A 25653-nucleotide genomic window follows, 5' to 3' on the forward strand; every position below is an offset into this window, starting at 1 on the left:
ATTACAACGGCCCCAACTGGCTCCGGAGAGGGAAGCGCGTTCTACAGCGGTCAAATCCTGCCCCCGCAACCAACAAAAAGCCGCCACCCCACCGGGTTGGTGGCTTTTGTCGTCTTTGGCGCCGAGGGTATTCCGACTTTTCCGGAATTGGAATTCCGACCTTAGCCTCACCGGAACGGACGTGCGGCTGCCTGTGACCATCGAATCCTGCAGCAGCAGATCGACCAGTCATCGCCGCCCTCGATTTCGAACCGCGGCGCGATGCCGCATCAGGATCAGCGCGACGCTGGGCGGGGCCATTGCAGCCGAGGCAGAAGCGGCCAATCCTGGGAAACATTCCCCACCGCATATCCCCGTGCGTGGCGGGTGAAAGCCGCGATCGAGCCACCTCGTCGGCGGCCATCGATCCTTGCAGGAGCGGCTCGCCGGATCTTCCCGATGAGCCGCTGCCTCCGCTTACCAGTTCTGGGCTGCGATCCAGCGCTCGATCTCGATCGGTTCCAGGCCCAGCTTCGCGTTGTCGCTCGTCGTCCGTGCGAGCTGCGAACGACCCTCGCCGCCCAGCCATCCGTAGAGCCGCGCGATTTCGGTGCCGACCGGCGCGCCGAACGCGTGGTTCAGCCCGGCCTCGAAGCCGTCGAGCGGGATGGGCGCATAGGCGAACGTGCCGCCCAGGACGTTGCCGAACGCGGTCGCCAGTTCCGGGCCGGTCAGCGCACGCTCGCCGGCGAGGTCCAGCGCCTGGCCGGCGAAGGCCGGATCCGCCAGCACGCGCGACACCGCAACGGCGACATCTTCCCAGCTGATCCAGGAGACGCCGCGCTCGGCCTCGACCGGATAGGCGACCACCCGGTTGCCGACGATGCCGGGGGCCGACCAAGGCGCGGTGAGGTTCCCCAGGTAGATGGTCGGGCGCAGGATGGTCCAGGGCACGGTCGCGGCGCGGATGATTTCCTCGGCTGCGACCTTCACGTCGACGGCGGCAACGCCGGTGCGCGCGGCCGGCACGGGCGCGCTGGTGTCGAACACGATGCGCTCCACGCCCGCCTGGTCGGCGGCCTTGACGACATTGCGGGTCCACCCGGCGGCGGCCTCGACGTCGAAGGCGAGCGGCAGCAGCAACACGACGTGGCGGACGCCCGCCGTCGCGCGAACCAGGCTATCCGGGTCTTCGAACGATCCGGCGACCGTCTCTACGCCCTCCGGCAGTCCTTCGCCGGCACCCTGGCGGGTCAGCAGGCGAACGCTGTAGCCGTCGGCCTGTAGCCGCTCGACGATCGGGCGCCCCTGCTGACCGGTGCCGCCATACACCAGAACTTGTCCATGAGTCGTCACACGTGTCTCCATTGATGTTCGTTTCGATGGCGAACATCTGCGACCGCAAGAACTGGTGGACAAGTACACACCTTTTGGTTCCTATGGGGCATGGACCAAATTCTTTCGCCGGACACCTTCGATTCCAGCTGCCCCGCGCGGACGTTGCTGACCCGGCTGGCCGACAAATGGGTGATGCTGGTGCTGCTTGCGTTGCGGGACGGCGCGATGCGCAACGGCGCGCTGCTCCGGCGGATCAACGGCCTTTCGCAGAAGATGCTGACCCAGACCGTGCGCGGCCTGGAGCGCGAGGGGCTCGTGGCGCGCACGATGTACGATGTCGTCCCGCCACACGTCGAATATCGGCTGACGGCTGCCGGCGAGGATGTCGCCCGTCTGGTGGACCAGCTCGATCAGTGGATACGCAGCAGCGTGGCGATGTGATCGCTCGTCGGCCCGGCACCGGACGAGGCGGCAAGTCCCGATGGTTCCAGCGGCATTGATGAGCTCAAAGGATAGATCCATGCGCATTTTCGCACCTAATCTCCCCTGAACCTGGCGACTATCTTCCTGCCTCGATGTTGCGGGCAACGTTCCGCCCTGTGGAAGGAGATAGACGATGATCACGCGCACGCTGGGCCGCACCGGCCCCGAAGTCTCGGCCCTCGGGCTCGGCTGCATGGGCCTGAGCTTCGGCTATGGGCCGGCGATCGAACGGCCGGACGCGATCGGGCTGATCCGCGCGGCACATGCAAAGGGCGTTACGTTCTTCGACACCGCCGAAGTCTATGGCCCCTTCGTCAATGAGGAAGTGGTCGGCGAGGCCTTGGCGCCGGTGCGCGACCAGGTGGTGATCGCCACCAAGTTCGGGTTTGCCCACGGAGACGCGAGCAAGGGCTTGGACAGCCGCCCCGAAAATATCCGCGCGGTGGCCGAGGCATCGCTCAAGCGCCTGCGCACCGATCGCATCCACATCTTCTACCAGCACCGCGTCGACCCGAACGTGCCGATCGAGGAGGTGGCGGGTGCCGTCGCGGACCTGATCGCCGAGGGCAAGGTGCTGCATTTCGGCCTGTCCGAGGCCGGGGCCGAGACGATCCGCCGCGCCCATGCCGTGCAGCCGGTCACCGCGCTGCAGAGCGAATATTCGATGTTCTGGCGCGAGCCCGAAAAGGAAATCCTGCCGCTCCTGGAAGAACTAGGCATCGGCTTCGTGCCGTTTGCGCCGCTGGGCCGCGGCTTCCTGACCGGCAAGATGACGGCCGACACGGTGTTCGCGGCCGGCGATTTCCGCAACACCTCGCCCCGCTTCCAGGCCGATGCGCTCGCCGCCAACCAGGCGCTGGTGGAACTGATCGGCACCATCGCCGGCGAGAAGGGGGCGACTCCGGCGCAGGTGGCGCTGGCGTGGCTGCTTGCCCAGCGGCCCTGGATCGTGCCGATCCCCGGCACCACCAAGCTCCACCGGCTCGAGGAAAATCTGGGAGGCGCCACCCTCGCATTGACCGAGGACGATCTGGCGCGCCTCCACGACGGGATGAATGCCATCGAAATCGTCGGCGAGCGCTATGCAGCGTCGCAGCAGCGCATGATCAACCGCTGAACCGTTCGCAGGAAAGGCAGGACCATGACCAGCACCGTACCCAAGGTGACGCTGAACAACGGCGTCCAAATGCCGATCCTCGGCTTCGGCGTGTTCCAGGTGCCGGACCCGGCGGAATGCGAGCGCAGCGTGCGCGACGCGATCGATATCGGCTACCGGCTGCTCGATACCGCCGCCTCCTATGGCAATGAGGAAGCGGTCGGCGCCGCCATCCGCAACCACGGCATCGATCGCAAGGAACTGTTCGTCACCACCAAGCTGTGGATTCAGGACGCCAGCTATGAAGGCGCCAAGGCTGCGTTCGAGCGCTCGATCAACAAGCTCGGGCTCGACTATCTCGATCTGTGGCTGATCCACCAGCCCTATGGCGACGTGTACGGCGCCTGGTGTGCGATGCAGGAACTGCACAAGGCGGGGCGCATCCGCGCGATCGGCGTCAGCAACTTCTATCCCGATCGCCTGGTCGACTTCGTGCTGCACAACGAGGTCAAGCCCGCCGTTAACCAGATCGAGATCCACCCGTTCCACCAGCAGGAGGACGCGGCGAAGGTCCTCGGCGAATATGGCGTGCAGGCCGAGGCCTGGGGCCCGTTCGCGGAGGGCAAGAACGGCCTGTTCAGCAATCCGGTGCTGCGGTCGATTGCCGACAAGCACGGCAAGAGCATCGCCCAGGTGGTGCTGCGCTGGCTGACCGACCGCGGCATCGTCGCCATCCCCAAGTCGGTGCGCAAGGAGCGGATGGCGGAGAACTTCGCTATCTTCGATTTCGACCTCGACGCCCACGACCTGCAGGCGATTGCAGGGCTCGACCAGGCGCAGAGCAGCTTCTTCGACCACCGCGACCCGGCGATGGTGAAATGGCTCGGCACCCGGAAGATCTGAGCCCGCGCCGGCGGGCTGCCATGCCCGCCGGTCCCTCGCGGGAAGATGCGCTGCAGGTCGCGGACCTGGTTTCGCGACGCGCGATATTGGCGGTGCCCGCGCTGCTTGCGTTCACCTGTACTGCCGCCTGTGCCGAGGAAGAAGGGGCCGCCGTCATGCCCGGATCGAAAACGCTGGTCGCCTATCTGACGCGGTCGGGGAACACGCGGGTCATTGCCGGTACGCTGCAGCGTGCCCTCGGGGCCGACCTCTTCGAGATTCGGTCCGCGCAGCCTTATCCCGAGGACTATGAACGCCACGTCGCCCAGGCGCAGCGCGAGCGGGACAGCGGCTACGCGCCGCCGCTTGCCGAGCGCGTCGCCAATCTCGCCGCTTATGACATGGTCTATCTCGGCTTTCCGATCTGGGGCGAAACGACGCCGCCGCCGATCCGCACGTTCTTGATGGCGCACCCGCTGGCGGGAAAGACGGTACGCCCGTTCATCACCCATGGCGGCTATGGGGTCGGCAACAGCCTGAAGGTACTGGCCGAACATGCCGCGGGTGCGCGGATCGAGCCGCCCTTCGTGATGGAGGCCGATCAGGAGCGGCGTACCCTGAACGCGGTCAATGGCTGGCTGGACCAGATTCGGGGATAGGGTCCAGCGGCCAACACATACCTCGAGGATGGGTGGTTTCGGCACGTTCATGAACCGCCAGTATAGGTTCTTGCCGTCCGCGGCGGCTAATTCACAGCGTCGCAAGCTCCTAGATGGAAGGCCGCAACAGGTCCCGATAGGGACGATGGAAGGAACAAGCCATGCCTCCCGCTTCCGCCTCCACTCCTGCGCCGTCGACTACCGTCGGCATGGAGCCGGCGCTTGCCGCCCGCTCCCGCAGCCAGTCGCTGTGGGTGATGGCAGTGCTGGCGACCTTGATGGCGTTCGGCTCGATTTCCACCGACCTGTACCTGCCGGCGATGCCGCAGATGGCGCGCGATCTGGGCGCCGGCACCGGCGTGATGGAATTCACCATTTCCGGCTATCTGGTCGGCTTCAGCCTCGGGCAGCTGCTATGGGGAGCGGTGAGCGACAGGGTCGGGCGACGCTGGCCGATCGCCATCGGCATCCTGCTGTTCATCCTCGGCTCGGCCGGTTGCGCGATGGCTGCCACCGCGCCGCAGGTGGTCGGCTGGCGGGTGGTGCAGGCGATCGGTGCCTGTGCCGGCGTGGTGCTGTCGCGGGCGATGGTCCGCGACCTGTTCCCGCGCGAGCAGGCGGCGCAGAAGCTGTCGATGCTGATCGTGATCATGGCCGCGGCGCCGTTGGTCGGTCCGCTCGTCGGCGGGCAGCTGCTGGTGATCGCGTCGTGGCACTGGATCTTCTGGCTGCTGGTCGCGATCGGGCTCGTCACGCTCGTTGCCCTGTTCACGGTGCCGGAGACGCTTGCGCCGGCCCAGCGCGATGCCGATGCCGTGCGCCGCGCCATTGGGCGATACGGCGAACTGCTGCGCGATCGTCGCATCATCGCCTCGGCGGGCATCGGCGGCTTCTTCTATGCCGGCGCCTTCGCCTATATCGCGGGCACGCCCTTTGCCTTCATCACCTATTATCACGTGCCGCCGCGGCTCTACGCGCTGCTGTTCGGCGCCGCGATCCTCGGCATCATGGCGGTGAACCTGCTCAACGCACGCCTGGCGCCTCGGTTCGGCAGCGGTCGGCTGCTGCGCTGGGGGGCGGGGCTCGCCGCCGTCACCGGCATCGCCGCGGCCATCACGGCCGCTACCGGCTGGGGCGGGCTTGCCGGCCTTGCTGTGCCGCTGCTGCTCTTCTGCGCGCTCAACGGCCTGATCGTCGCCAACTCGCTCGCGGCGGCGCTCTCCGCCTGGCCGGAGCGTGCCGGTGCCGCCTCGGCGCTGGTGGGTGCAATCCATTACGGCAGCGGCATCGTCGGCTCGGCGCTGCTTGGCGTGCTGGCCGACGGGACGCCCTGGCCGCTGGGCCTGATCGTGGCGCTCGGTGGCCTGGGCAGCCTGGCCTGCACGCGGCTGCTGCCGCGGTGATTCCACGCTTTGATCCCGTGATGGAGGGCCTTTCAGAAGGCCATGTTCAAGGCCGCCCGGCGGCAAGGCAGAAGGGTGTGGAGCAATGAAGGACGTCATCACCGTTGTCGGCGCGGGTCCGCTGGGGCTCGCGATCGCCCGCCGGGTGGGCGCGGGTAAGCATGTGCTGCTGGCCGATGTACATGAGGAAACCGCCAGCACGGCGGCAGAACGCCTTCTGGACGCGGGCTTCGATGCCAGCACTGCCGTTGTCGATATCGCCTCGCGGGCGTCGATCGAGGCGCTGGTCGAGCAAGCAACCGCACTGGGTCCGATCACGGGCCTTATCCATGCGGCAGGCGTGTCGCCGTCGATGGCGAGCGCGGAGGTCATCCTGAAGGTCGATCTCTACGGCACGGCCGTGTTGCTGGAGACCTTTGGCGACGTGATCGCCTCGGGTGGATCGGGTGTGGTGATCGCCTGCCAGTCCGGATGATCTCGACCACGCTGATCTCCTCGCCGATCATCCGCAAGGTGTCGTTCACCGGTCCGGAAGCGGTCGGCAAGCAGCTTGCTGCGCTGGCCGCGCAGAATGTGACGCCGGTGACGATGGAGCTGGGCGGTCACGCCCCGGTGATCGTCTGCGACGATGCCGATATCGACGCGGTCGTCGCCTTCTCGGTGCCGAACAAATATTTCAACGCCGGCGCGAGCTGCATCGGGCCGACCCGCTTCTACGTGCAGGACTCGGTCTATGACGCGTTCGTCGAGAAGTTCACCGCAGCCGCAAGCGCGATCAAGGTCGGCAACGGCTTCGATCCCGAAACCAACATGGGGCCACTCGCCAACGCGCGTCGTCTGGCTGCGATGGAGCGGCTGATCGGGGACGCGGTGGCCAACGGTGGCAAGGTCACCACCGGCGGCAAGCGCATCGGCAGCGAGGGGTTCCTGTGGGAGCCGACCGTGCTGGTCGACGTGCCGGAAACCGCGAAGATCATGAACGACGAGCCATTCGGCCCGGTCTCCATAATTTCGCGCTTCTCAACGATCGAGGAAGCGATCGAGAAGGCCAATCGCCTGCCGTTCGGCCTGGCCTCCTACGCCTTCACCGCCTCGCTCTCGCGCGCCAACCAGCTGGCCGACAGCCTGGAAAGCGGCATGGTGGGCATCAACACCTATTATTTCGGCATGCCGGAAGCGCCGTTCGGCGGGGTCAAGCAGAGCGGCTATGGCAGCGAGAACGGCACCGAGGGCATCGACGCCTATCTGGTGACCAAGTTCGCCAATTTCGGCTGAACACCGAACCATCGGGTCGCAAGGGCGGCGCGCATCGCAGGAAGCGCGCCGTTCTTGTTGCGGGGAGGTCGGTCAGGCGGCCGACCATCCCCCGTCGGAGGCGAGGATCGCGCCGGTGACGTTGCCGCTCGCCGGCCCGGCCAGCCATAGCACCGCCTCCGCGATCTGCTCCGCCGTGGCGATGCCGCTGATCGATGCCTTGATCAGGTCGGGCAGCCGCTCGGCCGCGAGGCTGGACCTGAAATCCGGCCGCAGCCCGGTTGCCACCGGGCCCGGCGCGACCGCGTTCACCCGGATGCCCTTGGTCGCATAGAGAAAGGCGGTATTGCGGGTGAGGCCGACTAGGCCGTGCTTGGAGGCGGTATAGGCCGCGCCGGCGCAGCCGCCCTTCAGCCCGGCCTCGGACGCGACATTGACGATCGTGCCGCGCCCGGCCTCCAGCATGCCGGGCAGCACCGCCCGCATCAGCCGCTGCGGTGCCGTCAGGTTGACGGCGAGCACCCGGTCCCAGGTTTCGTCGTCGACCTCATGGGCGGCGAGGAAGCCGTCCATGATGCCCGCGACGTTGATCAGCACATCGACGCGCCCGCCGGCCCGCGCCAGGATCTGCGCCGGTGTCGCCGGATCGGTGATGTCTGCGGCAAGGGCATGAATCTCCGGGCCGCCCAGGCGTTCTACCGCGGCCAGCCCTGCCTCCGCCATGTCGACAGCCACCACGCTCGCGCCGGCCCAGGCGAGAGCCAGCGCGGTCGCCCTGCCGATCCCGGAGCCTGCGCCGGTCACGACCGCGCTGCGACGATGGAAATCATGCTGCATCATTTTTCGCCGATCGCTACCGAGCGCGCCGCGCACGCCGGCGTATTCACCGGTTCCCATCGCATCGCCTCGACACTGCCGTAGCGCGGCACGTAACGAACCGTCATCTTCACGCCGTTGCGACGGATCGGGATGGCGACCGCCCGGTCCAGATCGGTGAAGGCAGGCTCCAGATCGGCATTGCCGGCAAGCGTATCGCCAACCTGCAGCCCGGCCTTTTCGGCGTTGGATCCGGGCAGGACGGTCTCGATGACGTTGGTGCCCTTCTTCTTGCGATAGTTGAGATCGAACACCCCGATCTGGAGCGCACGAGCCTGCACGCATGGACCGAAGGCACCGGCTGCAGGCAGGATCGTCTTGCCGGTCAGCATCGCGTCGAACGCTGCCGCCGCCTCGGGCCCGGCCTCGGCCTCTACCAGCGCGCGCCAGGCCTTGGGCCCATGGGGCTTGCCGGCCTTGCGCAGCGCCGCGAACGCCTTGAGCAAGTCGAGCAGCGTGGTCTTGCCCGCGCTATGGCTGCGCACCCGCGCATCGAGGTCGGCGAAATACAGCGCGCCGCGATCATAGGGGATCGTCCAGGCATCGGGTGCGGACCACATCTTGTTCGGGATGTCCGCGTTGGGAATGTTGCGCAGCGCGTTCCCGTAATATTCCATGGCATATTGGTTGATCAGCACGGCATATTCCGCAGCCGTCATCAGCCCGTGTTCGAACGGGAGGACGGCGGCATAATAGTTCGCCGACCCTTCGGTGAACCACAGCGTGTCTTCGCCGTCTTCCGCCGCCATGCGCGGCTGCCAGACATGGACGATCTCGTGCGCCATCAGCGATTTCTTGTCGAACAGCGCATCGGCTTCGGTATGCCGCGGCATGAGGTAAAGCAGGATGCCGTCGCCATTTGCGCGGCCGCTGTCCGGGCGGCCGCCGTCATAGCTGCGGTAGAAGGCGCGGAAGCTGTGCCCTTTCGCCCCGCCAAAGGCCTGGCGCACGATGTCGTAATCCTGTGCCGACCAGCTAAACAGCGCCTGCAGGTCGATGTCGGTCCGGCCGAGCCCCGCGGCGTTGAAGCCCTGCGCGCCATCGGGTCCGGGGAAGCGCCGCAGCGTGCCCGCGACGTAAAAGGCGTCGAGAATGTCGGCGATGTCGCGCGTCGCGGTGAAGTCCCCGTCGCCAAAGCTGCTCGATGCCGAGAAGCCCTTGGGCAGGTTCCAGTGCGCCTGCAGGGTGATCGTGCCCTTCCACGCCGGCAGCAGCAGGAAGCCGTCGCCGCTGGTGGTGATGCCGTTGCCGGCCGCCTGCATCTCGCGGTGCGGTCCGCGTCCGTCCGGCGGAATCGCCATCGCCACCGGCACACGATACTGCACAGTGACGGCGCCCACCGGCGCGCGATCGCTCACATAGTGCCGCATCCCTGCGGCATCGTCGGTAGTGCTGTGCAGCGCCAGCACGCCCCGGCGATCCCGGACCATCAGGGCCTGCACCTCGTCGGTCGAGCGCCCGGGAGAGGGCGCCAGCAGGTCCCATTGCAGGTCAAGCGGCTTGCCCGGGATCAGTCCCTGGGCGACGTAGCGGATAGCGACCCCGTCCGCCTTGCCGGACGCGCCGACATGCGGCGTGAAGGTGGCATCGATCCGCGGCGATGCGGTGGCGGCAGCGCGCGCGGGCAGAGCGGTACCGACCAGCAGCGAGGCAGTGAGACAGACGGTAGCAGTTCGCAAAGGCGAGGAGATCATGAAGGAGGGTTCCGAAAGAAGCTGCTGCGGAAAATGCAACGGATGCGTAATGGTTCGATCTGGCAGCATTGCGGCGGGCCGCTCGATGCGCGGTGTACGACCAAGGCCCGCCGCCTGGGCGAGCGCGCTTAGCCCGAGGATCTGCCCCGACGCAGGAAAGAGATCAGCAACAGGCAGGCGGTGAGCGCGGCGATCGCGCTCACCATTTCGTCGTGCAGCACGGCCCGGACCGTGCTGTCGAGCGCGAGGAAGAAGGCGACCGCGACGAGTGCCAGCAGCACGCGCCGGGCGCCGGTCTGGGTCACTGGTCGGATGCCGGCGCGAAGCCTGCCAGCCCCTTCAGATACTGCATGCGCAGCGTCAGCGGTCGGCTGGCCGCGTCCACGTTGATCAGCGTCTCGGCCAACTGCGGCCGGTGGCGGCCGAGATGGGTGTTGCCGGGCAGGGCGAGGCCATCTTTGCCGACGCTGAATTTCTGGGTGCCGTCGCGGTCATGGGTGACCAGCAACGCATAGCGGCCGGCCGAGGGGGCTGCGAGGCAGACCGTCACCGGGCCGGCGGCGGGCGGCGTGATCCACAGGCGGCGCAGCGCGCTGGGGTGCTCCTGCGACCGGGTGTCGCCCTTGAGGAAGCCGTCGTCCGCAGGGGCGAACAGCTCGACGAGCAGACGGCCGGAACGGTCCTTCAGACCGACGATCTCGCCGCGGACGGCATTGGGGGTGGTCGGCCCACAATTTTCGGCTTGGGCGAGCGCGGCAGGCGAAACGAGCAGGGCGGTGAGGGCGGTGAGCCCCAGGAGGTTGGGATTCATGCGGCAGTCCTTCGTCGAGGGAAAGGCGCAGGGGCGCAGGCCCCGCGCCGGGGAGGGGCTCAGAATTTGTAGCGGAGGCCGACGGTGCCGGAGACGGCGTTGAGCTGCGGTTTGTAGGTGGTGGCAACGCCTGCCGCCTGGCCGCTGAACGCCAGCTTGTCGGTGCGCGAATAGCGCCCGCCGATCTCGACGGTCATCTTGTCGTTCATCCGGATGCCGAGCCCGGCATCGGCATGCCAGGTCATGCCCCAGTCCTTGCCCGAATAGCCGCTGCCGATCTGGGTCGCGTTGTTGACGCGGGAGAGGTTTGCGTCGACGCGGGACACGCCGATGCCGCCGCCGACATAGGGCTGGAAGGTGCGGCTGAGCGGGATGTCGACATAGGCGTTAACCATCGCGGTGAACATCTTGGCCCGGCCGCTGGCGCTGAAGCCGCCGTCCTGCGCCTTGTCGCGGTCGAGCTTGAGGTTGGTGTAGCCGACGGTCTGCTCGACGCGGAACATGCCGAAGTCGTAGCCGGCGCCGATCTCCCCGGTAATGCCGGTCTTGTACTTGGTCGTCTCGTCGATCGTCACGGTGGGCAGACCATTGCGATCCAGCTTCTGGTCGGGCTGGATCACGCCGCCGACGCGGGCTACGGCGTAGATGCCCTTGTCCTTGGCGTCCTGCGCCTGTGCCTGTGCCGGGTGGACGGCCAGCAGGCCGAGGCCGGCAAGCAGGAGAACGGGGAGGGTACGCGACATGGTGTTTTCCTTGTTGGACCGGCGAAAGCGCGCCGGCTGCGGCCCTGGCTCTAGCCGCGGGGCATCAAGGGAAATTGCGCAAGCGATCGAGAAACGATCGAGACCGGCTTCACCGTTTCTCGACACGGCCGTGCCATAAGGCCGCCGAGAGGCTGAAAATGAGCGACCGAATCCTGATTGTCGAAGACGAGCGCGAGATCGCCGAGGTGCTGGCGCTGTACGTGGAAAATGGCGGGTTCACCGTCGCGCGAGCGACGACCTTCCAGGAGGCGCTGCGCCAGCATGGCCAGTTCCAGCCGGACCTGGTGCTGCTCGACATCGGCCTGCCCGGCGGCGACGGGATCGAGGTGCTCACGGCGATGCGTCGCAAGGTCGACACGCCGGTGATCATGGTGACCGCGGTGGACGACGAAGTGACCAAATTGTCCTCGCTGCGGATCGGTGCCGACGATTATGTGGTGAAGCCCTTCAATCCCTCGGAGGTGGTCGAGCGAATCCGCGCGGTGCTGCGGCGCGCGCGCGGTGCTTCCGCGCGGCGGGTGCTGACGCTTGGGATGCTCGAGATCGATCTCGATGCGCGCAGCGGGACGGTTGTCGACGGCGACGTGCGAAACCGTCTGCAGTTGACCCCCAGCGAGTTCGGCATCCTCGCGCACATGGCCCGACACCCGCGCCGCGCCTTCTCGCGCGCGGAGCTGCTCGACGCCGTTTCGCCCGACAGCGAGGCCTATGACCGGGTGGTCGACAGCCATGTCTCCAACCTGCGCCAGAAGCTCGCCGCCTCCGGCTGCGCCGACATGATCGAGCCTGTTCGCGGCGTGGGGTATCGGCTGTGGCTCGACTGCTGAACAGCATCGTCGCGCGGATGCTGATGCTCGCGGGCATCATGACGGCCATCACCATGGTGGTGGGGCTGATCGGCTATTACGGCGCCGCCTATTTCCAGCTGCACGTGATGATGAAGCACATGCCGCCCGAGGCGCAGGCGGAACTGCTCGATCTCGTCTCGCATGGGCTCAAGGGAAGCCCGCGCTATTTCGCGCTGTTCGAACGCTATGGCGGGGAGCCGCTGGACCTGGGCGATTTCGGTTTCGTGCTCAGCATCGGGGTGATCTCGATCGTCAGCGGCGGTGCGGTCGCGGTGCTGCTCGCCCGCCGGATCAGCCGCCCCATCATCGCCGTTGCGGAGGCTGCGGCCGGGGTGGCGGCGGGGGATCGCTCGATCCGGGTCGAGCAGGGCGGCGTCTCGGGCGAAGTCGGCCAGCTGATCGAGAGCTTCAACCGAATGGCGTCCGATATCGACGCCTATGAGCGCGAGCGGACCATCTTCACCGCTGGCGTCACCCACGAGTTGCGCACGCCGCTCACCATCCTGAAGGCCCGGCTGCACGGCATCGCCGACCAGATGATTCCCGCCACCCCGTCCGAGGCGCAGCGGCTGCTGCGGCAGGTCGAGCATCTCGGCCGCATCGTCGAGGATCTGAAAACGCTCGCCCATGCCGATGCCGGCGAGCTGGCGCTGGACCGGCGCATGCTCGCGGTGGACGACGTGCTGCGCGCCTGCGTCGCCGACCTGCGCGGCGGCAAGGAGGCAGCGGGCGTCCGGTTCGACGAGCATTATGCCGGGGGGCGGGTGTTTGGCGACCCCGTGCGGCTCAGTCAGATCGTCCTCAACCTGCTTACCAATGCCGTGAAGCACAGCCCGCCCGGTGGCACGATCCGTGTTACCAGCGCGGTGACCGGCACCAGCGTGACGATCGAGGTTGCGGACGAGGGGCCCGGCTTTGCCGAGCAGGACGTCCGCCAGATGTTCATCCCCTTCTGGCGCTCGCGCGCCGACCGGCTGGAAGGCAAGCCGGGCAGCGGCCTGGGGCTGACGTTGACCGCCAAGCTGGTCGAGGCGCATCGCGGGAGCATCGTCGCGCAGAACCGGACCGACCGCAGTGGCGCGGTGTTCAGGATCATACTCCCGCAAGGGGCAGCTTCTCGCGAAGCCACCCCGCCGCGCACGGCCTAACGGCTGGTTTCCAGCGTTCGAAGCTGCGCGCGCAGCGCATTGACGAATACCGAAAATGCGGCGGAAGGCTGGCGCTTGCTGGTATAATAGAGATGGTATCCCGGGAAGGGCGGACACCAGTCCTCCAGCACGCATTGCAGGGTGCCGGCCGCGAGATCCCCTGCGATTTCGTCCTCCATCACAAAGGCTAGTCCAAGGCCGGCGAGCGCCGCGCGGCGGATGAGATCGCTCGTGTTGAGCGTCAGCTGCCCCTCGACACGCACGCGGAGTTCGTGTCCGTCCTTCTCCAGTTCCCAGGCATAGAGGCCCCCCGAGCCCAGCATGCGGCGGTTGATGCAACGATGCTGGGCGAGATCCTGCGGGGTGCGCGGCGTTCCGGCGTGCGCGAGATAGGCGGGGGACGCGACCACCACCATGCGAAGCTCCGGACTGATCCGGACCGCGATCATGTCCTTGGCCAGCGCCTCGCCGAGCCGGACGCCCGCATCGAAACGCTCCGCGACGATGTCGGCGAAGGCGCCGTCGACGCTGATCTCGACATGGACCTCGGGATATTCGGGCAGCAGTTGCGCAACCACCGGCCACAGCACGGTCCGCGCGGCATGATCGCCGGCCGTGATGCGGATGGTGCCGGAGGGCCGATCGCGAAGTTCGCTGATGGCCGCCAGTTGGTCCCCGATCGCGCCCAGCGCCGGCCGCAAGGTTGCCAGCAGCCGTTCCCCAGCCTCCGTCGGTGCGACGCTTCGCGTCGTTCGGGTCAGCAGCTTCACGCCGAGGCGCGTTTCCAGCCGTCGGACCGTGTGGCTGAGCGCGGACTGGGAGGTTCCCAGCTTCGCGGCTGCCTTGGTGAAGTTCTGTTCCTCGGCGACCGCCATGAACGCGCTCAGATCGACTAGTTCTTCGCGTCTCATGGTGTCGGTTTAATCGCATTCCTGCCGGACGTCGATGCGATCACACGGGTTCTGCCGAAGCCCGCGCAGCGACCGTGGCGCGCGACGCAATGAGACGGACATGGTGGCCAGCCAGACGTGCCTACGAAGGGGCAACGCTCCCCGAACGCACCGAAGCGACGGGCGTCCCCAACCCAAGCCGGTATGCGGCATTCCGGGACAAATTGTGCCCTCTTCGCCAAAGCCCTCGATCTCTACGAACGCGAGACGCTGCGCTTCGTCCAGCTTGCGCTCGACCATCCGGAAGCGCGCGATCGGCCGGAGCATGTCGACCCCGTCGGTCTGACAGCGCATCTGTTCGTACCCTGGCAGGGCACGGGGTTGCAGCGTAGCGCGGGCGCGTTCAACGGCTAGCGCGGACCAGCCTTGGCGTCGTGGCCGAAACCTTCGACCAGAGATATGCGCTGGAGCTGAAAGCGCGTTCTGCGGCGGCCGGACTCTGCCCCCGCCACCGACAAAACGGGGTGCCTGCGAAACACGCCGTCCTCCTGCCGACCCCGTGCGCAAGCGCCGCGCGATGCGGGGCAGTCGTCGCCGCCTCGATCCTCCGTCCCCCATGCTTCGAGCCGCACCGATCTGCCGCTACTGGTTCTCGCCGTCCGCGCCGGCCGCCGGGCGATACGCGTCCCGAAGCGGCTTCGCCATGGTTGCGAATGCCTCGGCCGGCGCCTTGGCGACGGCGCGGTCATAGGTGAGCAGCCCGTTGATCTCGCCTTCCACGTCGGTCGTCTGGGTATAGACCGAGGCGCTGAGGCCATGGACCCTGGCCTGGCGCACGATTTCCTCGAACTTGCGCCGATAGCGGGCGAGATAGTCGCTGGAGTCGTTGGTCACCTGGTAGCTCCAGCGCTTGTCGTTCCGCCAGAGATGGCCCTCGATCGGTTGACCGACGCCGCCATATTCGCCGATCACGATGGCGCGCTCGCTCTGGCGGGTGGGGACGTGGGGCACGTCCTCATAGGTGTGGATGTCGAACACGTCCGAGGCGCCCGGCGCGACGTCGAGCCAGCCGCTGTCGGCATTGACCAGTCGGCTCGGGTCCATGCCCTTCACGAAGCGGGCGAGGGTGGCGGAGTCATACTGGCCCCAGCCTTCGTTGTTGACCACCCACAGCACGATCGAGGGAAAGGCGCGGAGATGGCCGATCATCCGCGACAGCTCTACCTGCTGCTGCGCCATCACCTCCGACGAGAGGACCGCCTGGCTCTGGCTGGACCCGGTGACGAACTGGTCCTCGCCGCCGCCCGAGGGCATGTCCTGCCAGATCAGCATGCCCATGTGATCGGCGTCGTAATAGTATCGCGCGGGCTCGACCTTGATGTGCTTGCGGACCATGTTGAAGCCCGCCTTCTTCAGGAACTCCAGGTCGTAGCGCATCGCGACTTCGCTGGGTGGGTGAGCAGCCCGTCGGGCCACCAGCCCTGGTCGAGCACGCCGTTCTGGAAATAGGGCTTGTTGTTGAGCAGCAGCGCCGGCTGGCCGGGGACGCTACCCGGGCCGACCGAGATCTTGCGCATGGCGAAATAGGCAGTCACCCGGTCGCGCGGGGGGGCGGTGACTGCGGCTGCGGCGTAGGTGTCGAGCTCTCCACGGGTGAAGCGGGCATCATAGGCGCGGCGATCGCGCTCCGGTTGGCCGGCATAGGGGTCGCGCACCGTCACCAGCTCGGCGACGAGGTCATAAAGGAACGGATCTTCCGGTGACCAGAGATGCGCGTCGGGCACCGCGATGCTGGCCCGGCGGTTGGCGCGCACGATCGTGGACGCGATCGTCCTGCCGCCCGAGCGTACGCTGAGCCGCACCGCGTCGGTATCCGCCGCGCTGGCGCTGAGCGCGACATCGACGTCGACCGTGCCGCTATCGATATTCGGGGTGGCGCGGATATCCGCGATGCGGCGCTCGGGTACGGGTTCCAGCCAAACCGTCTGCCAGATGCCGCTGACCGCGGTGTACCAGATGCCGTCGGGCTCGAGGATCTGCTTGCCGCGCGGCTGGCTGCCGGCGCTGGTCGGATCGGCGACCTGCACCACGAGTTCGTTGGCGCCGGGCTTCAGAAACGGGGTGATGTCGAAGCCGAAGCTGTCGAACCCGCCCTGGTGGGCGCCGACCATTCCGCCGTTGACCCAGATGCGCGCCTCGTGATCGACCGCGCCGAAGTTGAGCATCACATGCTGCCCGGCCCAGTCCTTGGGCACGGTGAAGCTGCGGCGATACCAGATGCGATCGTCCGGCGTGACCTTGCGCGCCACCCGTGAGAGCCGGGATTCGACGGGGAAAGGAACGAGGATCTGTCCGTCCATCCGCATCGGCTGCGGTGCGGCGGCGGGGGTGATCGCATAGTCCCAAAGGCCGTTGAGGTTCTGCCAGTCGGTTCGCTGGAATTGCGGACGCGGATAGCTGCGCCAGGCATTGTCGGGCGTCACTGCGTCGCCCCAGCGGGTCGTGATGGCGCCGGTATAGATCGCGTCGGATCGCGGGGCCGACGCCTGCTGGGCGGCGACGGATACAGGCAGGGCCGCCAAAGCGAAGGCGTGGATCAGACTGCGCACAAGGCGGCTCCTCCTGGGCGAGAGCAGGGGGGCGTCGGCAGGGGTGGTGGGCGTCCACGCTGCCCAGGCGGCAGTGCCGATCAGCGCGATCCGCGCAGCATGCCGGCGTACGGCGGTTTTTGAGCGGGCGTGCAGCATTCCCCAGGCCTCTCCTTGCGGCTTCACTGCGGAAGGGAGCCCGTTCCTTTGAACGTGACGGTTCGTCCGCTGGCGCCGGCCAGTGATCGAATACATAAACCGTTTTGTCAAATAGCATGGGCCGCTTCGTCAATTTCAGGAATGGGGTGCAAGTCATTGCCGGAAATAGGGTGTTCACCGCGCTTGCTGGTCGCCCGGAGAGGGACGCAGAACCTGGCCGAGGGAACCGCGTCCTTCGGTCTCCAGGCCACGGCGGTACCGCCAATGCCGAACTGCATCCGTGCGCGAACCAGCATCAGATTGGCCGTGGCGTCGAGCGCGCCACGAACGCCACGCGGATGGACGACGGCAGCCGAAAGCGGGGAAGGGGGCGGGCGTCCCTAGGTACTTCCCGTCCGATGGAGAAGGCGATAGGAGGCGTGTCGACGTCAGCCGCCTCGGCGATGTATCTGACGACCCCACCGAATTCTTGAAAGTCTCCCGCGTGTCCTCTGCCACCGATCAAACTCCCGAAACTGCGCTTCCCCTCGCGGTGCTGACTCCGTCGGCCACGCTGTCGATGGACGAGATTCACCAGCGCTATCCGGCGCGGTCGCTGCCGGAGGGCGCGCGCGTGACGCGGTTCGGCCCGAGCCCGACCGGATTCATCCATATCGGCGGCCTCTATGTGTCGCTGATCTCGGAGCGCACCGCGCACCAGTCGGGCGGGCTGTTCTACCTCCGCATCGAGGATACTGATCGCAAGCGCGAGGTGCCCGGCGCCGTCGAGCTGATCCTCGGCGCGCTGAACGACTTCGGCATCCTGTTCGACGAAGGCCCGTCGCTGGACGGCACCGAGACCGGCGCCTACGGCCCGTACCGCCAGAGCGAGCGCCAGGAACTGTACCAGAGCGTGGTGCGCGATCTCCTCGTGCGCGGCCATGCCTATGCCTGCTTCGCGACGCCGGAAGAACTGGAGGCGATGCGCACCGAGCAGAACCTGCGCAAGATCCCGCCCGGCTATTATGGCAGCTGGGCGATCTGGCGGAACCGCAGCCTCGAGGACGTGCAGGCGGCGCTGGCCGAGGGCCGCAGCTTCGTCATCCGCCTGAAGGCCCCGGCGGCCGAGGGCAATGGCCGTGTCGAGCTGCCCGACCTGATCCGCGGCAAGCTCAACGTGCCTGCGAACAACCAGGACATCGTGCTGCTCAAGGCGGACGGTCTGCCGACCTACCATCTCGCGCATGTCGTCGACGATCACCTGATGGGCACCACCGACGTGATCCGCGGCGACGAGTGGCTGTCCTCCTATCCGGTCCACGCCCAGCTGTTCGACCTGCTCGGCTGGCAGCGGCCGCGCTATGCGCATATCGCGCCGATCGAGAAGAATGTCGGCTCGTCGCGCCGCAAGCTGAGCAAGCGCCACGATCCGGAAGCGGCGGTCGACTGGTATTCGGTCGAAGGCTATCCGCGCCAGGCGGTGATCGAGTATCTGCTCAACCTCGCCGACGGCAAGTTCGAGGACTGGCGCAAGGCCAATCCGACCGCGGATTCGGAAAGCTTCCCGCTCCAGGTGGAGCGCCTGAACCGCAGCGGCGCGCTGTTCGACCTGGTCAAGCTGTCGAGCATCAGCCGCGAGGTGATCGGTGCGATGACCGCGGCGCAGGTCTATGACGCGGCGCTGGCCTGGGCGCAGGTCCACGACCAGCCCTTCGCCGAGCGGCTGGCGGCGCATGCCGACTACGTTCGGGCGATCCTGAGCATCGAGCGCGGCGCGGCGCGGGCCCGCAAGGACATCGTCAAATGGTCCGACGTGCCGAGCGACACCGCCTATTTCTTCGACGATCTCTTCGTGCCGCGCGACGAGGCCAACCAGCCGCTGTGGGACGCGCTCGCACCCGGCCTGGCCGCGATCCTGCGCGAAGTGGCGGAAGGCTTCGATCCGGCGGTCGACCGCGATGCGTGGCTGGAATGGGTCCGCGCCATCGGCGAGAAGCATGGCTATGCGGCGAACGGGAAGGCGTACAAGGCGGAGCCGGAGCGCTATCAGGGCCAGTTTAGCGCCATCGCGGGCGTGCTGCGCCTGGCGCTGGCCGGCAAGCCCAACACGCCGGATCTGTTCGAGGTGATGACCGTGATGGGGCCGGAGCGCGTACGCGCGCGCCTGTCGGCGGCGGCGGCGTGGATCGAGGGCAGGGCGGGCGGTCAGGGCTGACGCCTGGTCCCCAGCGGACTGCGGGGCTCACCCGGAAGCGTTCGACAAACTGATCGCACCGCGATAGGTCGAGCCTCGTGTCCGTCCTGCGCCGCCTCCTGCTCGAGCATCGCCTGCTGTGCGGCTGCCTGATCGCGGCCGCGCTGCTGATGAAGGCGGTGTTGCCGGCCGGGTTCATGCCGATGCAGTCGGGCGGCACGATCGTGCTCGGTTTCTGCTCGGGATACGGGCCGAAACCGATGGCGATGCCGATGGCCATCCCGATGAAGGACGACCGCTCGAACCCCGACGAGCACCAGCCCAAGACCGAAATGCCCTGCGCCTTTGCCGGCCTCGCGATGCCGGGCCTCGCCGCGGTCGATCCGGCCCTGCTCGCGCTGGCGATCGCCTTCGTCCTTGAACGCGCGATCCGTACTGCGACGATCCTGCCCAGGATCGTCCGCGTCTATCTCCGCCCACCCTTACGCGGGCCACCACTCGCCGCCTGATCCCTCGTTACCCTTTCAAGCGTTCGCGCCGTTGCGCGGACGCGTTCGGATCAGGAAGATTTCATGTCCAACTATCTGTTTTCGGCGGCCGTTTCGGCCGTCCTCTGCGCATCTGCCGCGTCCGCGCAGACCAATGACGGCGCACGCCGTGCCGAACTGCTCCGGCAGCGCGCGGCGATCGATGCCGAACTGGCCAGGCTCGATGCAGCCGCACCGAAGCCGCACGCCGCACCGGCGGCTGTCGCGCCGCCCGGCACCGACGAAATCTTCGTCACCGGCAAGGCGCTGTCCCTCACCACAGCGGTGAGCGGCCAGACGGTGACGACGGTCGACGCCGCCGCCTTCCGCAACACGCCGGCCACGACCATCGCCGACATCGTTCGGCTCTCGCCCGGCATCGCCGTCACCCAAGGCAACGGCCCGCGCGACGTGGGCGTCTCGGTGCGCGGGTCGAATGCGCGCAACGGTTTCGGGGCGCGCAACCTGCAGGTGTTCGAGGACGATTTCCCCGTCACCCAGCCCGACGGCCTGGCCCGCTTCGACCTCACCGATCCGCATGCATATGGCGCGGTCGACGTGGTGCGCGGGCCGTCCTCGGCGCGCTACGGCAATTACGCGCTGGGCGGCGCGGTCAATTTCCGCACGCGCTCGGGTCGCGAGATCCAGGGCGTCGAGGCGGGGTTCGACGCGGGCGGCGACGGCTACGCCAATCTTTTTGCGACGATCGGGCATGCGACCTCCGGCCACGACATCGCGGTGTTCGGCAGCTATGTCCGCGGCGACGGCGCCACGGGGCATACCGGCTACGAGACCGGAACGATCAACGCGCTTGCTAGGTTCGAGCTAGGTGACCGCGACCGCGTGGCGGTGAAGCTGATCTACAATGAAGGCGATTTCCGCCTCTCGACCCGGCTGTCGTACAACCAGTATCTCGCCAATCCCTATCAGCAGGGCTGTCAGGCGGCGGCGAGCGCGGCGCCGGGCTGCGGGACCATCTCGGTGCTGGTCAACGGCATCAACGGCGCGCGGGTCGCCCAAACCGCGGACGAGGGCAATCTCGCCCGCAACGACCGACGCACGATCATCGGCACCCGCTACGAGCATGATCTCGGACCGAACACCACCTGGCGCACCCAGGCGACCTTCGACAGCCGCGTCGTCAACCAGCCGACCAGCGCAACGCCGTTCAAGGGGACGCTCGACAGCTACAACCTCACCTCGGACGTGACCCATCACGGCCGGATTGCGGGGATGGCGTCGACCAGTTTCCTGGGTGTCTTCTACAATTACCTCGATAATCAGAGCTACAGCTTCAACAAGATGCCTGCCGGTCGCAACGGGTTCGGCGCGCTGACCCAGACGGTGTTCGGCGACGTCCGCAACATGGGGGTGCGCGCCCGCGAAGAGCTGCAGCTCACCGGCCGATTGCAGGCGATCGCGGGGATCGGTGCCGAGCGCTCGATCCTCGATGTGCGCCAGACCGCCTATACCTACCCGGTCGGCGCGAACCCCGTACTCGCCTACATCCCGGCCGATCGCCACTTTACCAACGTCGCGCCGGAGGCGGCGCTGTTCTGGCAGGCGCTCGACGCGGTGCGGCTGCATGCGCGGGTGGGGACGGGCTACGGCATCCCGCAAGCCGGCAACCTGTTCGTCACGCCGGCTGGCGTTGCGGGCAACAACGCCAGCCTCAAGGCGCAGCGCAACACCGGCGTCGATCTCGGCGCGGAGGTGGCACTCGGCAGCAACTTCAAGGCCGAACTGACCGGCTATTACGAATGGTTCACCAACGAGCTGGTCAGCCAGTCGGCCGGGGTGAATCTGCTCGCCTATACGTCGAACGTGCCGCGCTCGGTGCATCGCGGCGTCGAGCTGGGGGTAAGCTGGAAGCCGCTGCCGGGGCTGCTCCCCGGCGCCAAGTTCGATGCAAGCTACAGCTATAATGACCAGTACTATACCGACTTCCAGGAGCGGTTGACCGCCGGTTCGGTATCCAAGCTGCTCGACCGCAACGGCAAGGCGATCCCGGGGGTGATCCCCAATTTCCTCAACGCCCGGTTGGGCTATGACCAGCCTGCCGGGCCGTTGCGCGGGCTGGGCGGCTTTGCCGAGCTTTCCTACCGCGACCGCTTTTTCGTCGACAACAGCAACCTGCTGGCGATGCCCTCGGCGACGCTGGTCAACCTGAACTTTCACTATGACCCGCCAAAGGGCGGCGGTCCGCTATCGCGGCTCAGCTTCTACGCATCGGTGCAGAACCTGTTCGACGTCACCTATGTCGGTGCCGCCTCGGTGATCGCGAACAGCCTTGCGGCCTCGGGCGCGGAGAACCCGGCATCGGTGCTCGCCAACACCACCGGCTCGGTCTACGCGGGGCAGCCGCGCACGGTCTATGCCGGCGTGAAGGCCCGGTTCTGATGGGGGAGGGGACCATGCAACACGCCCGTCGTCGGCACTGGCCGAACACCGCAACCGTATGGCGCTGGCACTTCTACGCCGGCTTGTTCTGCATTCCCTTCGTGCTGTGGCTGGCGGTCACCGGCTCGATCTATCTGTTCCGCCCGCAGGTGGAGGCGCTGATCGACGCGCCCTATGCCAACCTCGCCATCACCGGTCCGCGCGCCTCCGCGGCGGACCAGGCGGCGGCGGCGGTGCGGGCGGTGCCGGGATCGGTGCTCCACCGCTACCAGCTGCCCGAGACCGATCGCGAGGCGGTGCAGATCATCGTCGGCAAGGGGCAGACGGAGACCCGCGTCTATGTCCACCCCCAGACGCTGGCGGTGCTCAAGGCAGTCGACGAGGACCAACGGCTGATGCGGGTGGTGTTCCGGCTGCACGGCGAGCTGCTCGCCGGCACGCTGGGTTCCTACCTAGTCGAACTGGCCGCCTCCTGGACGATAGTGATGCTGCTCTCGGGCCTTTTCCTGTGGTGGCCGCGCCGCGCAGGACTGGGCGGCATCGTCTATCCGCGGCTGACCGCAGGCGGGCGGCGCTTCTGGCGGGATCTCCATGCGGTGACCGGCTTCTGGGTCTCCGCCTTCGCGCTGTTCCTGCTTATCTCGGGGTTGCCTTGGGCGAAGAGCTGGGGCGGGTATCTGAAGGCCGTGCGCGGGGTGGTGGAGGGCCATCCGGTCAAGCAGGACTGGACCACCGGCCGCGCCGACGAACTCCGCCAGCGCGCCGCCGCCGATGCCGGCACCCGTGCGATGATGGGCGAGCATGCCGAGCATCACGGCATGGCGATGGCGCACCCGGCGGTCTCGCTGGTGCCGCTCGACCGGCTGATCGCCACGCTCGGCCCGCTGCGGCTGGCGACGCCGGTGCTGGTCTCGCCGCCGACCGGCCCCGGCCAGCCCTGGACCGCCAAGTCCGATGCCGCCAACCGCCCGCTGCGCACGGACCTGACGCTCGACGGCGAGACGGGCAAACTCCTCTCGCGCAAGGACTTCGCCCAGCGGCGGCTGGTCGACCGGCTGGTCGGCTATGGCGTGGCGATCCACGAGGGGCAGGCATTCGGCTGGCTCAACCAGCTGCTCAATTTGCTGACGGCGCTGGGGCTGATCCTGCTCGCGCTGAGCAGCGTGGTGCTCTGGTGGCGCCGGCGACCCGAGGGCGTGCTCGGCGCGCCGCGGGCCGGTGAGGCCCGCCCGGCGGCGCTGGCGTTCTTCGCGCTCGTCATCGCGCTCGGGCTATTCCTGCCGCTCATGGGGATCAGCCTGCTCGCGGTGCTGGCGGTCGAGCGGCTGGTGCTCGTGCACCTGCCGGGTGTGCGGCGCTGGCTGGGGCTGCGGGCGGTGGCGGCTTCCGCCTGAGCCCCGTATTTGCCGCCCGCAGATGCAGCGGCTAACCTTGTCGCCGGAACCTATTGCCGCGCTGTCGCTATAGGTTCCGGCCGCGGTGCGGACCGCAGGGGGAAGACGATGCATCCGGTCGACACGTTTGAACTCGTCCTCGTGCTGTTCGCAGCCGTGATCGCGCTGCACTGGATTGCCGAACGGCTGTCGTTCCTGCCCTCGGCGGCACTGCTGCTCGGCGGCGGGGCGCTCGCCTTTCTGCCCAACCTGCCCAAGGTGTCGCTCGATCCCGAGCTGGTACTGGTATTGTTCCTGCCGCCGCTGCTGATGGACGGCGCCTATTATGCCGCGTTCGGACGATTGCGGCGCCATTTGCCGGGCATTCTCTCGCTGGCCGTGGGCGCGGTGCTGTTCACCACGCTGGTCGTCGGGCTGGTGCTGCACCTGCTGGTGCCGGGGCTGCCCTGGGCCGCATGTTTCGCGCTGGGGGCGATCGTCTCGCCGCCCGACGCAGTCGCCGCGCGATCGGTGCTGCAGCGGGTGAAGCTGCCGCGCAGGCTGCAGGCGCTGCTGGAAGGCGAGAGCCTGATCAACGATGCTAGCGGGCTGGTGCTGTTCCGCTTCGCCGTCGCCGCGACGCTCACCGGGAGCTTCAACGTGCTCGACGCGGGCACGAGCTTTCTGCTGCTGGCGATCGGCGGCGTGGTCGTCGGCACCGCCGTCGGCTTCGGCGGCACCTTCGTCCTGCGCCGCCTGCCGGATCAGACGCTGATGGTCGCCACGGCGACCCTGCTCAGTTGGGCGGCCTATCTTGCCGGCGAGGCGGTGCACGTCTCCGGCGTCATCGCGGTTGTCGCTGCCGGGATCGTGCTCGGCTGGTACCAGCACGAAGTGCTCCCCGCGCGGGTGCGGATGCAGGGCAGTGCCTTCTGGCGGACCCTCGTGTTCAGCCTCGAGGCGCTGGTGTTCATCCTGATCGGCTTCTCGCTGCGCGGCGTGCTCGACCGCGTCGGGCTGGAGCGGGTATTCACCTCGATGGCACTGCCGGTGATCGGCATCGTCGTCACGGTGCTGCTGACCCGCTTCGTCTGGGTGTTCGGCAGCGAGCTGTTGCTCGGCACGCTCAAGCGGACCGGCGTCTCGCAGGTGCGGCCGCTCGGCTGGCGGCAGGCAACGATCCTGTCCTGGGCGGGGATGCGCGGCGTCGTTACGCTGGCCGTTGCGCTGTCGCTGCCGAACGAGATGCCGGGCCGCGACCTGATGCTGGTCAGCGCCTTCGCAGTGATCCTGGCGACCGTGGTGCTGCAGGGAGCCAGCTTGCGGTGGGTGATCAAGACCATCGGACCCAAGGACCGCGATCCGCCGCCCAATGTCACGCTTGTCCAGGCCGAGGCCGCGATTGCCCGTGCCAAGCGCGCCGAGGTGGAGGCGCGAGCTTATGACGAGGAGGGCAAGCTGGCCCACCCGCGCCTGCTCGAGGAATATCGCAAGCGCGATCATGTGACCGAACGCTATGCCGGCGATGCGAGTACCTACATGCCGGGCATTCGCGCCCATTTCGACATCGTGCTGGCGGCCGTGGCGGCGGGGCGCAAGAAACTGATCCGTCTGCACCGCCAAGGCGAGATCGAGGACGAGGTGCTCCACAATTTGGAACGGGACCTCGATCTTGAGGAGCTTGCTGCGTTGTTCCAAGGGGGCGAGGGTGCCGAAATCCGCGGCCCGGGAGAAGACGCGTGACCGATCCGCAACCAGCATCCTTCACGATCCGCGCGGCACTGGCCGCGGACCGGGCGCAGCTTGGGCAGCTCGGCGCGCAGATGGTCGCGGTGCATCACGCCTTCGACGCGCGCCGCTTCATCGCGCCCACGCCGGAAACACCCCAAGCCTATGGCGGCTTCCTCATCCGGCAGATCGATCGTCCGGAATCCGTGCTGCGGGTGGCGGCCGCAGGCGATGCCGTGCTCGGCTATGTCTATGCCGGGGTCGAAGGGAGCGACTATATGGCGCTGCGCGGGCCGGCAGGGGTAATCTACGACCTGATCGTCGCGCCCGACCATCGCCGTCAGGGCATCGGCCGTGCGCTGCTGGACGCGGCGATGGCGGCGCTGGCCCCGCACACGCTGCCGCGGCTCGTACTGTTCACCGCCGAGCGCAATGTCGAGGCACAGGCGCTGTTCGCGTCGGCGGGCTTTCACCGCACCATGGTGGAGATGACGCGAGACCTCGCCTGAGCGACGCGCGACCCAAGGAACCTTTGCAGGATCGGAGAGCTATGGCTAGGGGCCGCACGGTCAGGCGGCTG

The 25653-nt window shown here is 67.6% G+C and carries 25 protein-coding genes; 16 read left to right on the plus strand and 9 right to left on the minus strand.

Annotated features, from left to right (window positions below; genetic code table 11):
• Window positions 1-456: 456 nt before the first annotated feature.
• A complete protein-coding gene (locus QZ670_RS08310) occupies window positions 457-1335 on the minus strand; it encodes an NmrA family NAD(P)-binding protein (protein ID WP_294253825.1) in 879 nt (292 codons plus the stop codon).
• A 90-nt stretch (window positions 1336-1425) separates the two neighbouring features.
• On the opposite strand from QZ670_RS08310, the gene QZ670_RS08315 reads away from it, so the two are divergent.
• The 7 genes from QZ670_RS08315 to QZ670_RS08345 all read left to right on the plus strand — a co-directional run bounded on the left by QZ670_RS08315 (window position 1426) and on the right by QZ670_RS08345 (window position 7115).
• Window positions 1426-1758, plus strand: coding sequence for a helix-turn-helix domain-containing protein (locus QZ670_RS08315; RefSeq protein WP_294253827.1), 333 nt, complete (start codon window positions 1426-1428; stop codon window positions 1756-1758).
• 175 nt (window positions 1759-1933) lie between these two features.
• Complete coding sequence (locus QZ670_RS08320; protein WP_294253828.1) at window positions 1934-2917, plus strand: aldo/keto reductase; 984 nt, start codon at window positions 1934-1936, stop codon at window positions 2915-2917.
• 24 nt (window positions 2918-2941) lie between these two features.
• A complete protein-coding gene (locus QZ670_RS08325) occupies window positions 2942-3799 on the plus strand; it encodes an aldo/keto reductase (RefSeq protein ID WP_294253830.1) in 858 nt (285 codons plus the stop codon).
• Window positions 3800-3819: 20 nt separating this feature from the next.
• Window positions 3820-4437, plus strand: coding sequence for a flavodoxin (locus QZ670_RS08330; protein WP_294253832.1), 618 nt, complete (start codon window positions 3820-3822; stop codon window positions 4435-4437).
• Between the two features lie 161 nt (window positions 4438-4598).
• Entirely contained in the window at window positions 4599-5840 is a 1242-nt protein-coding gene (locus QZ670_RS08335; protein ID WP_294253833.1) for a multidrug effflux MFS transporter, read from the plus strand.
• An 85-nt stretch (window positions 5841-5925) separates the two neighbouring features.
• Window positions 5926-6315 carry an SDR family NAD(P)-dependent oxidoreductase gene (locus QZ670_RS08340; RefSeq protein WP_294253835.1) on the plus strand — a complete coding sequence of 130 codons (390 nt, stop codon included), beginning with the start codon at window positions 5926-5928 and terminating at the stop codon, window positions 6313-6315.
• Entirely contained in the window at window positions 6312-7115 is an 804-nt protein-coding gene (locus QZ670_RS08345) for an aldehyde dehydrogenase family protein (protein ID WP_294253837.1), read from the plus strand. Before QZ670_RS08340 ends, QZ670_RS08345 begins: the two co-directional genes overlap by 4 nt.
• A gap of 72 nt (window positions 7116-7187) precedes the next feature.
• Here the strand turns inward: QZ670_RS08345 and QZ670_RS08350 are convergent, their stop codons facing one another.
• The 5 genes from QZ670_RS08350 to QZ670_RS08370 all read right to left on the minus strand — a co-directional run bounded on the left by QZ670_RS08350 (window position 7188) and on the right by QZ670_RS08370 (window position 11218).
• The gene (locus QZ670_RS08350) at window positions 7188-7991 is read right to left on the minus strand and encodes an SDR family NAD(P)-dependent oxidoreductase (protein ID WP_294253838.1); all 804 of its coding nucleotides are present in this window, start codon (window positions 7989-7991) and stop codon (window positions 7188-7190) included.
• Window positions 7931-9649: a hypothetical protein gene (locus tag QZ670_RS08355; protein ID WP_294253840.1), complete on the minus strand. Its 1719-nt coding sequence runs from the start codon at window positions 9647-9649 to the stop codon at window positions 7931-7933. The genes QZ670_RS08350 and QZ670_RS08355 overlap by 61 nt, the downstream gene beginning before the upstream one ends.
• 143 nt (window positions 9650-9792) lie before the next feature.
• A complete protein-coding gene (locus QZ670_RS08360) occupies window positions 9793-9969 on the minus strand; it encodes a hypothetical protein (protein ID WP_294253841.1) in 177 nt (58 codons plus the stop codon).
• Window positions 9966-10475: a DUF2141 domain-containing protein gene (locus QZ670_RS08365; protein WP_294253842.1), complete on the minus strand. Its 510-nt coding sequence runs from the start codon at window positions 10473-10475 to the stop codon at window positions 9966-9968. The genes QZ670_RS08360 and QZ670_RS08365 overlap by 4 nt, the downstream gene beginning before the upstream one ends.
• Window positions 10476-10534: 59 nt before the next feature.
• Entirely contained in the window at window positions 10535-11218 is a 684-nt protein-coding gene (locus QZ670_RS08370) for an outer membrane beta-barrel protein (RefSeq protein ID WP_294253844.1), read from the minus strand.
• A 158-nt stretch (window positions 11219-11376) separates the two neighbouring features.
• Here QZ670_RS08370 and QZ670_RS08375 point away from each other — a divergent pair, with 158 nt between their 5' ends.
• Window positions 11377-12066, plus strand: coding sequence for a response regulator (locus QZ670_RS08375; protein ID WP_294253846.1), 690 nt, complete (start codon window positions 11377-11379; stop codon window positions 12064-12066).
• Window positions 12051-13235 (plus strand): HAMP domain-containing sensor histidine kinase, encoded by a 1185-nt coding sequence (locus tag QZ670_RS08380; RefSeq protein ID WP_294253848.1) that lies wholly within the window; start codon window positions 12051-12053, stop codon window positions 13233-13235. Before QZ670_RS08375 ends, QZ670_RS08380 begins: the two co-directional genes overlap by 16 nt.
• Here the strand turns inward: QZ670_RS08380 and QZ670_RS08385 are convergent.
• Window positions 13232-14146 carry a LysR family transcriptional regulator gene (locus QZ670_RS08385; RefSeq protein WP_294253849.1) on the minus strand — a complete coding sequence of 305 codons (915 nt, stop codon included), beginning with the start codon at window positions 14144-14146 and terminating at the stop codon, window positions 13232-13234. The genes QZ670_RS08380 and QZ670_RS08385 overlap by 4 nt on opposite strands.
• Window positions 14147-14329: 183 nt before the next feature.
• Between QZ670_RS08385 and QZ670_RS08390 the strand changes: the two genes are divergently transcribed.
• Complete coding sequence (locus QZ670_RS08390; protein ID WP_294253850.1) at window positions 14330-14539, plus strand: hypothetical protein; 210 nt, start codon at window positions 14330-14332, stop codon at window positions 14537-14539.
• Window positions 14540-14767: 228 nt separating this feature from the next.
• Here the strand turns inward: QZ670_RS08390 and QZ670_RS08395 are convergent, their stop codons facing one another.
• On the minus strand, window positions 14768-15562 hold the full coding sequence (locus tag QZ670_RS08395) for a glycoside hydrolase family 2 TIM barrel-domain containing protein (RefSeq protein ID WP_294253851.1): 795 nt from the start codon (window positions 15560-15562) through the stop codon (window positions 14768-14770).
• Complete coding sequence (locus QZ670_RS08400; protein ID WP_294253852.1) at window positions 15538-16734, minus strand: sugar-binding domain-containing protein; 1197 nt, start codon at window positions 16732-16734, stop codon at window positions 15538-15540. The genes QZ670_RS08395 and QZ670_RS08400 overlap by 25 nt, the downstream gene beginning before the upstream one ends.
• Window positions 16735-17404: 670 nt before the next feature.
• Here QZ670_RS08400 and QZ670_RS08405 point away from each other — a divergent pair.
• The 6 genes from QZ670_RS08405 (at window position 17405) to QZ670_RS08430 (ending at window position 25582) form a co-directional block, all read left to right on the plus strand.
• Window positions 17405-19066 (plus strand): glutamate--tRNA ligase, encoded by a 1662-nt coding sequence (locus tag QZ670_RS08405; protein ID WP_294253853.1) that lies wholly within the window; start codon window positions 17405-17407, stop codon window positions 19064-19066.
• A gap of 77 nt (window positions 19067-19143) precedes the next feature.
• On the plus strand, window positions 19144-19554 hold the full coding sequence (locus tag QZ670_RS08410; RefSeq protein WP_294253854.1) for a DUF2946 family protein: 411 nt from the start codon (window positions 19144-19146) through the stop codon (window positions 19552-19554).
• Between the two features lie 63 nt (window positions 19555-19617).
• Window positions 19618-21972, plus strand: coding sequence for a TonB-dependent receptor (locus QZ670_RS08415; protein ID WP_294253855.1), 2355 nt, complete (start codon window positions 19618-19620; stop codon window positions 21970-21972).
• 14 nt (window positions 21973-21986) lie between these two features.
• Window positions 21987-23366 carry a PepSY domain-containing protein gene (locus QZ670_RS08420; RefSeq protein ID WP_294253857.1) on the plus strand — a complete coding sequence of 460 codons (1380 nt, stop codon included), beginning with the start codon at window positions 21987-21989 and terminating at the stop codon, window positions 23364-23366.
• A 108-nt stretch (window positions 23367-23474) separates the two neighbouring features.
• Window positions 23475-25088 (plus strand): Na+/H+ antiporter, encoded by a 1614-nt coding sequence (locus QZ670_RS08425; protein ID WP_294253859.1) that lies wholly within the window; start codon window positions 23475-23477, stop codon window positions 25086-25088.
• Window positions 25085-25582 (plus strand): GNAT family N-acetyltransferase, encoded by a 498-nt coding sequence (locus QZ670_RS08430; protein WP_294253861.1) that lies wholly within the window; start codon window positions 25085-25087, stop codon window positions 25580-25582. The genes QZ670_RS08425 and QZ670_RS08430 overlap by 4 nt, the downstream gene beginning before the upstream one ends.
• Window positions 25583-25653: the final 71 nt, after the last annotated feature.

This window comes from uncultured Sphingomonas sp., from assembly GCF_913774285.1.
Lineage (GTDB): Bacteria > Pseudomonadota > Alphaproteobacteria > Sphingomonadales > Sphingomonadaceae > Sphingomonas.

Excerpts from the sequence above, each read along its gene's own strand:
- QZ670_RS08315 (WP_294253827.1), top strand. The coding sequence starts at position 1,426 with ATGGACCAAATTCTTTCGCCGGACACCTTCGATTCCAGCTGCCCCGCG.
- QZ670_RS08320 (WP_294253828.1), top strand. The coding sequence starts at position 1,934 with ATGATCACGCGCACGCTGGGCCGCACCGGCCCCGAAGTCTCGGCCCTC.
- QZ670_RS08325 (WP_294253830.1), top strand. The coding sequence starts at position 2,942 with ATGACCAGCACCGTACCCAAGGTGACGCTGAACAACGGCGTCCAAATG.
- QZ670_RS08330 (WP_294253832.1), top strand. The coding sequence starts at position 3,820 with ATGCCCGCCGGTCCCTCGCGGGAAGATGCGCTGCAGGTCGCGGACCTG.
- QZ670_RS08335 (WP_294253833.1), top strand. The coding sequence starts at position 4,599 with ATGCCTCCCGCTTCCGCCTCCACTCCTGCGCCGTCGACTACCGTCGGC.
- QZ670_RS08340 (WP_294253835.1), top strand. The coding sequence starts at position 5,926 with ATGAAGGACGTCATCACCGTTGTCGGCGCGGGTCCGCTGGGGCTCGCG.
- QZ670_RS08345 (WP_294253837.1), top strand. The coding sequence starts at position 6,312 with ATGATCTCGACCACGCTGATCTCCTCGCCGATCATCCGCAAGGTGTCG.
- QZ670_RS08350 (WP_294253838.1), bottom strand. The coding sequence starts at position 7,991 with ATGGGAACCGGTGAATACGCCGGCGTGCGCGGCGCGCTCGGTAGCGAT.
- QZ670_RS08365 (WP_294253842.1), bottom strand. The coding sequence starts at position 10,475 with ATGAATCCCAACCTCCTGGGGCTCACCGCCCTCACCGCCCTGCTCGTT.
- QZ670_RS08370 (WP_294253844.1), bottom strand. The coding sequence starts at position 11,218 with ATGTCGCGTACCCTCCCCGTTCTCCTGCTTGCCGGCCTCGGCCTGCTG.
- QZ670_RS08375 (WP_294253846.1), top strand. The coding sequence starts at position 11,377 with ATGAGCGACCGAATCCTGATTGTCGAAGACGAGCGCGAGATCGCCGAG.
- QZ670_RS08385 (WP_294253849.1), bottom strand. The coding sequence starts at position 14,146 with ATGAGACGCGAAGAACTAGTCGATCTGAGCGCGTTCATGGCGGTCGCC.
- QZ670_RS08390 (WP_294253850.1), top strand. The coding sequence starts at position 14,330 with ATGCGGCATTCCGGGACAAATTGTGCCCTCTTCGCCAAAGCCCTCGAT.
- QZ670_RS08395 (WP_294253851.1), bottom strand. The coding sequence starts at position 15,562 with ATGCGCTACGACCTGGAGTTCCTGAAGAAGGCGGGCTTCAACATGGTC.
- QZ670_RS08415 (WP_294253855.1), top strand. The coding sequence starts at position 19,618 with ATGTCCAACTATCTGTTTTCGGCGGCCGTTTCGGCCGTCCTCTGCGCA.
- QZ670_RS08420 (WP_294253857.1), top strand. The coding sequence starts at position 21,987 with ATGCAACACGCCCGTCGTCGGCACTGGCCGAACACCGCAACCGTATGG.
- QZ670_RS08425 (WP_294253859.1), top strand. The coding sequence starts at position 23,475 with ATGCATCCGGTCGACACGTTTGAACTCGTCCTCGTGCTGTTCGCAGCC.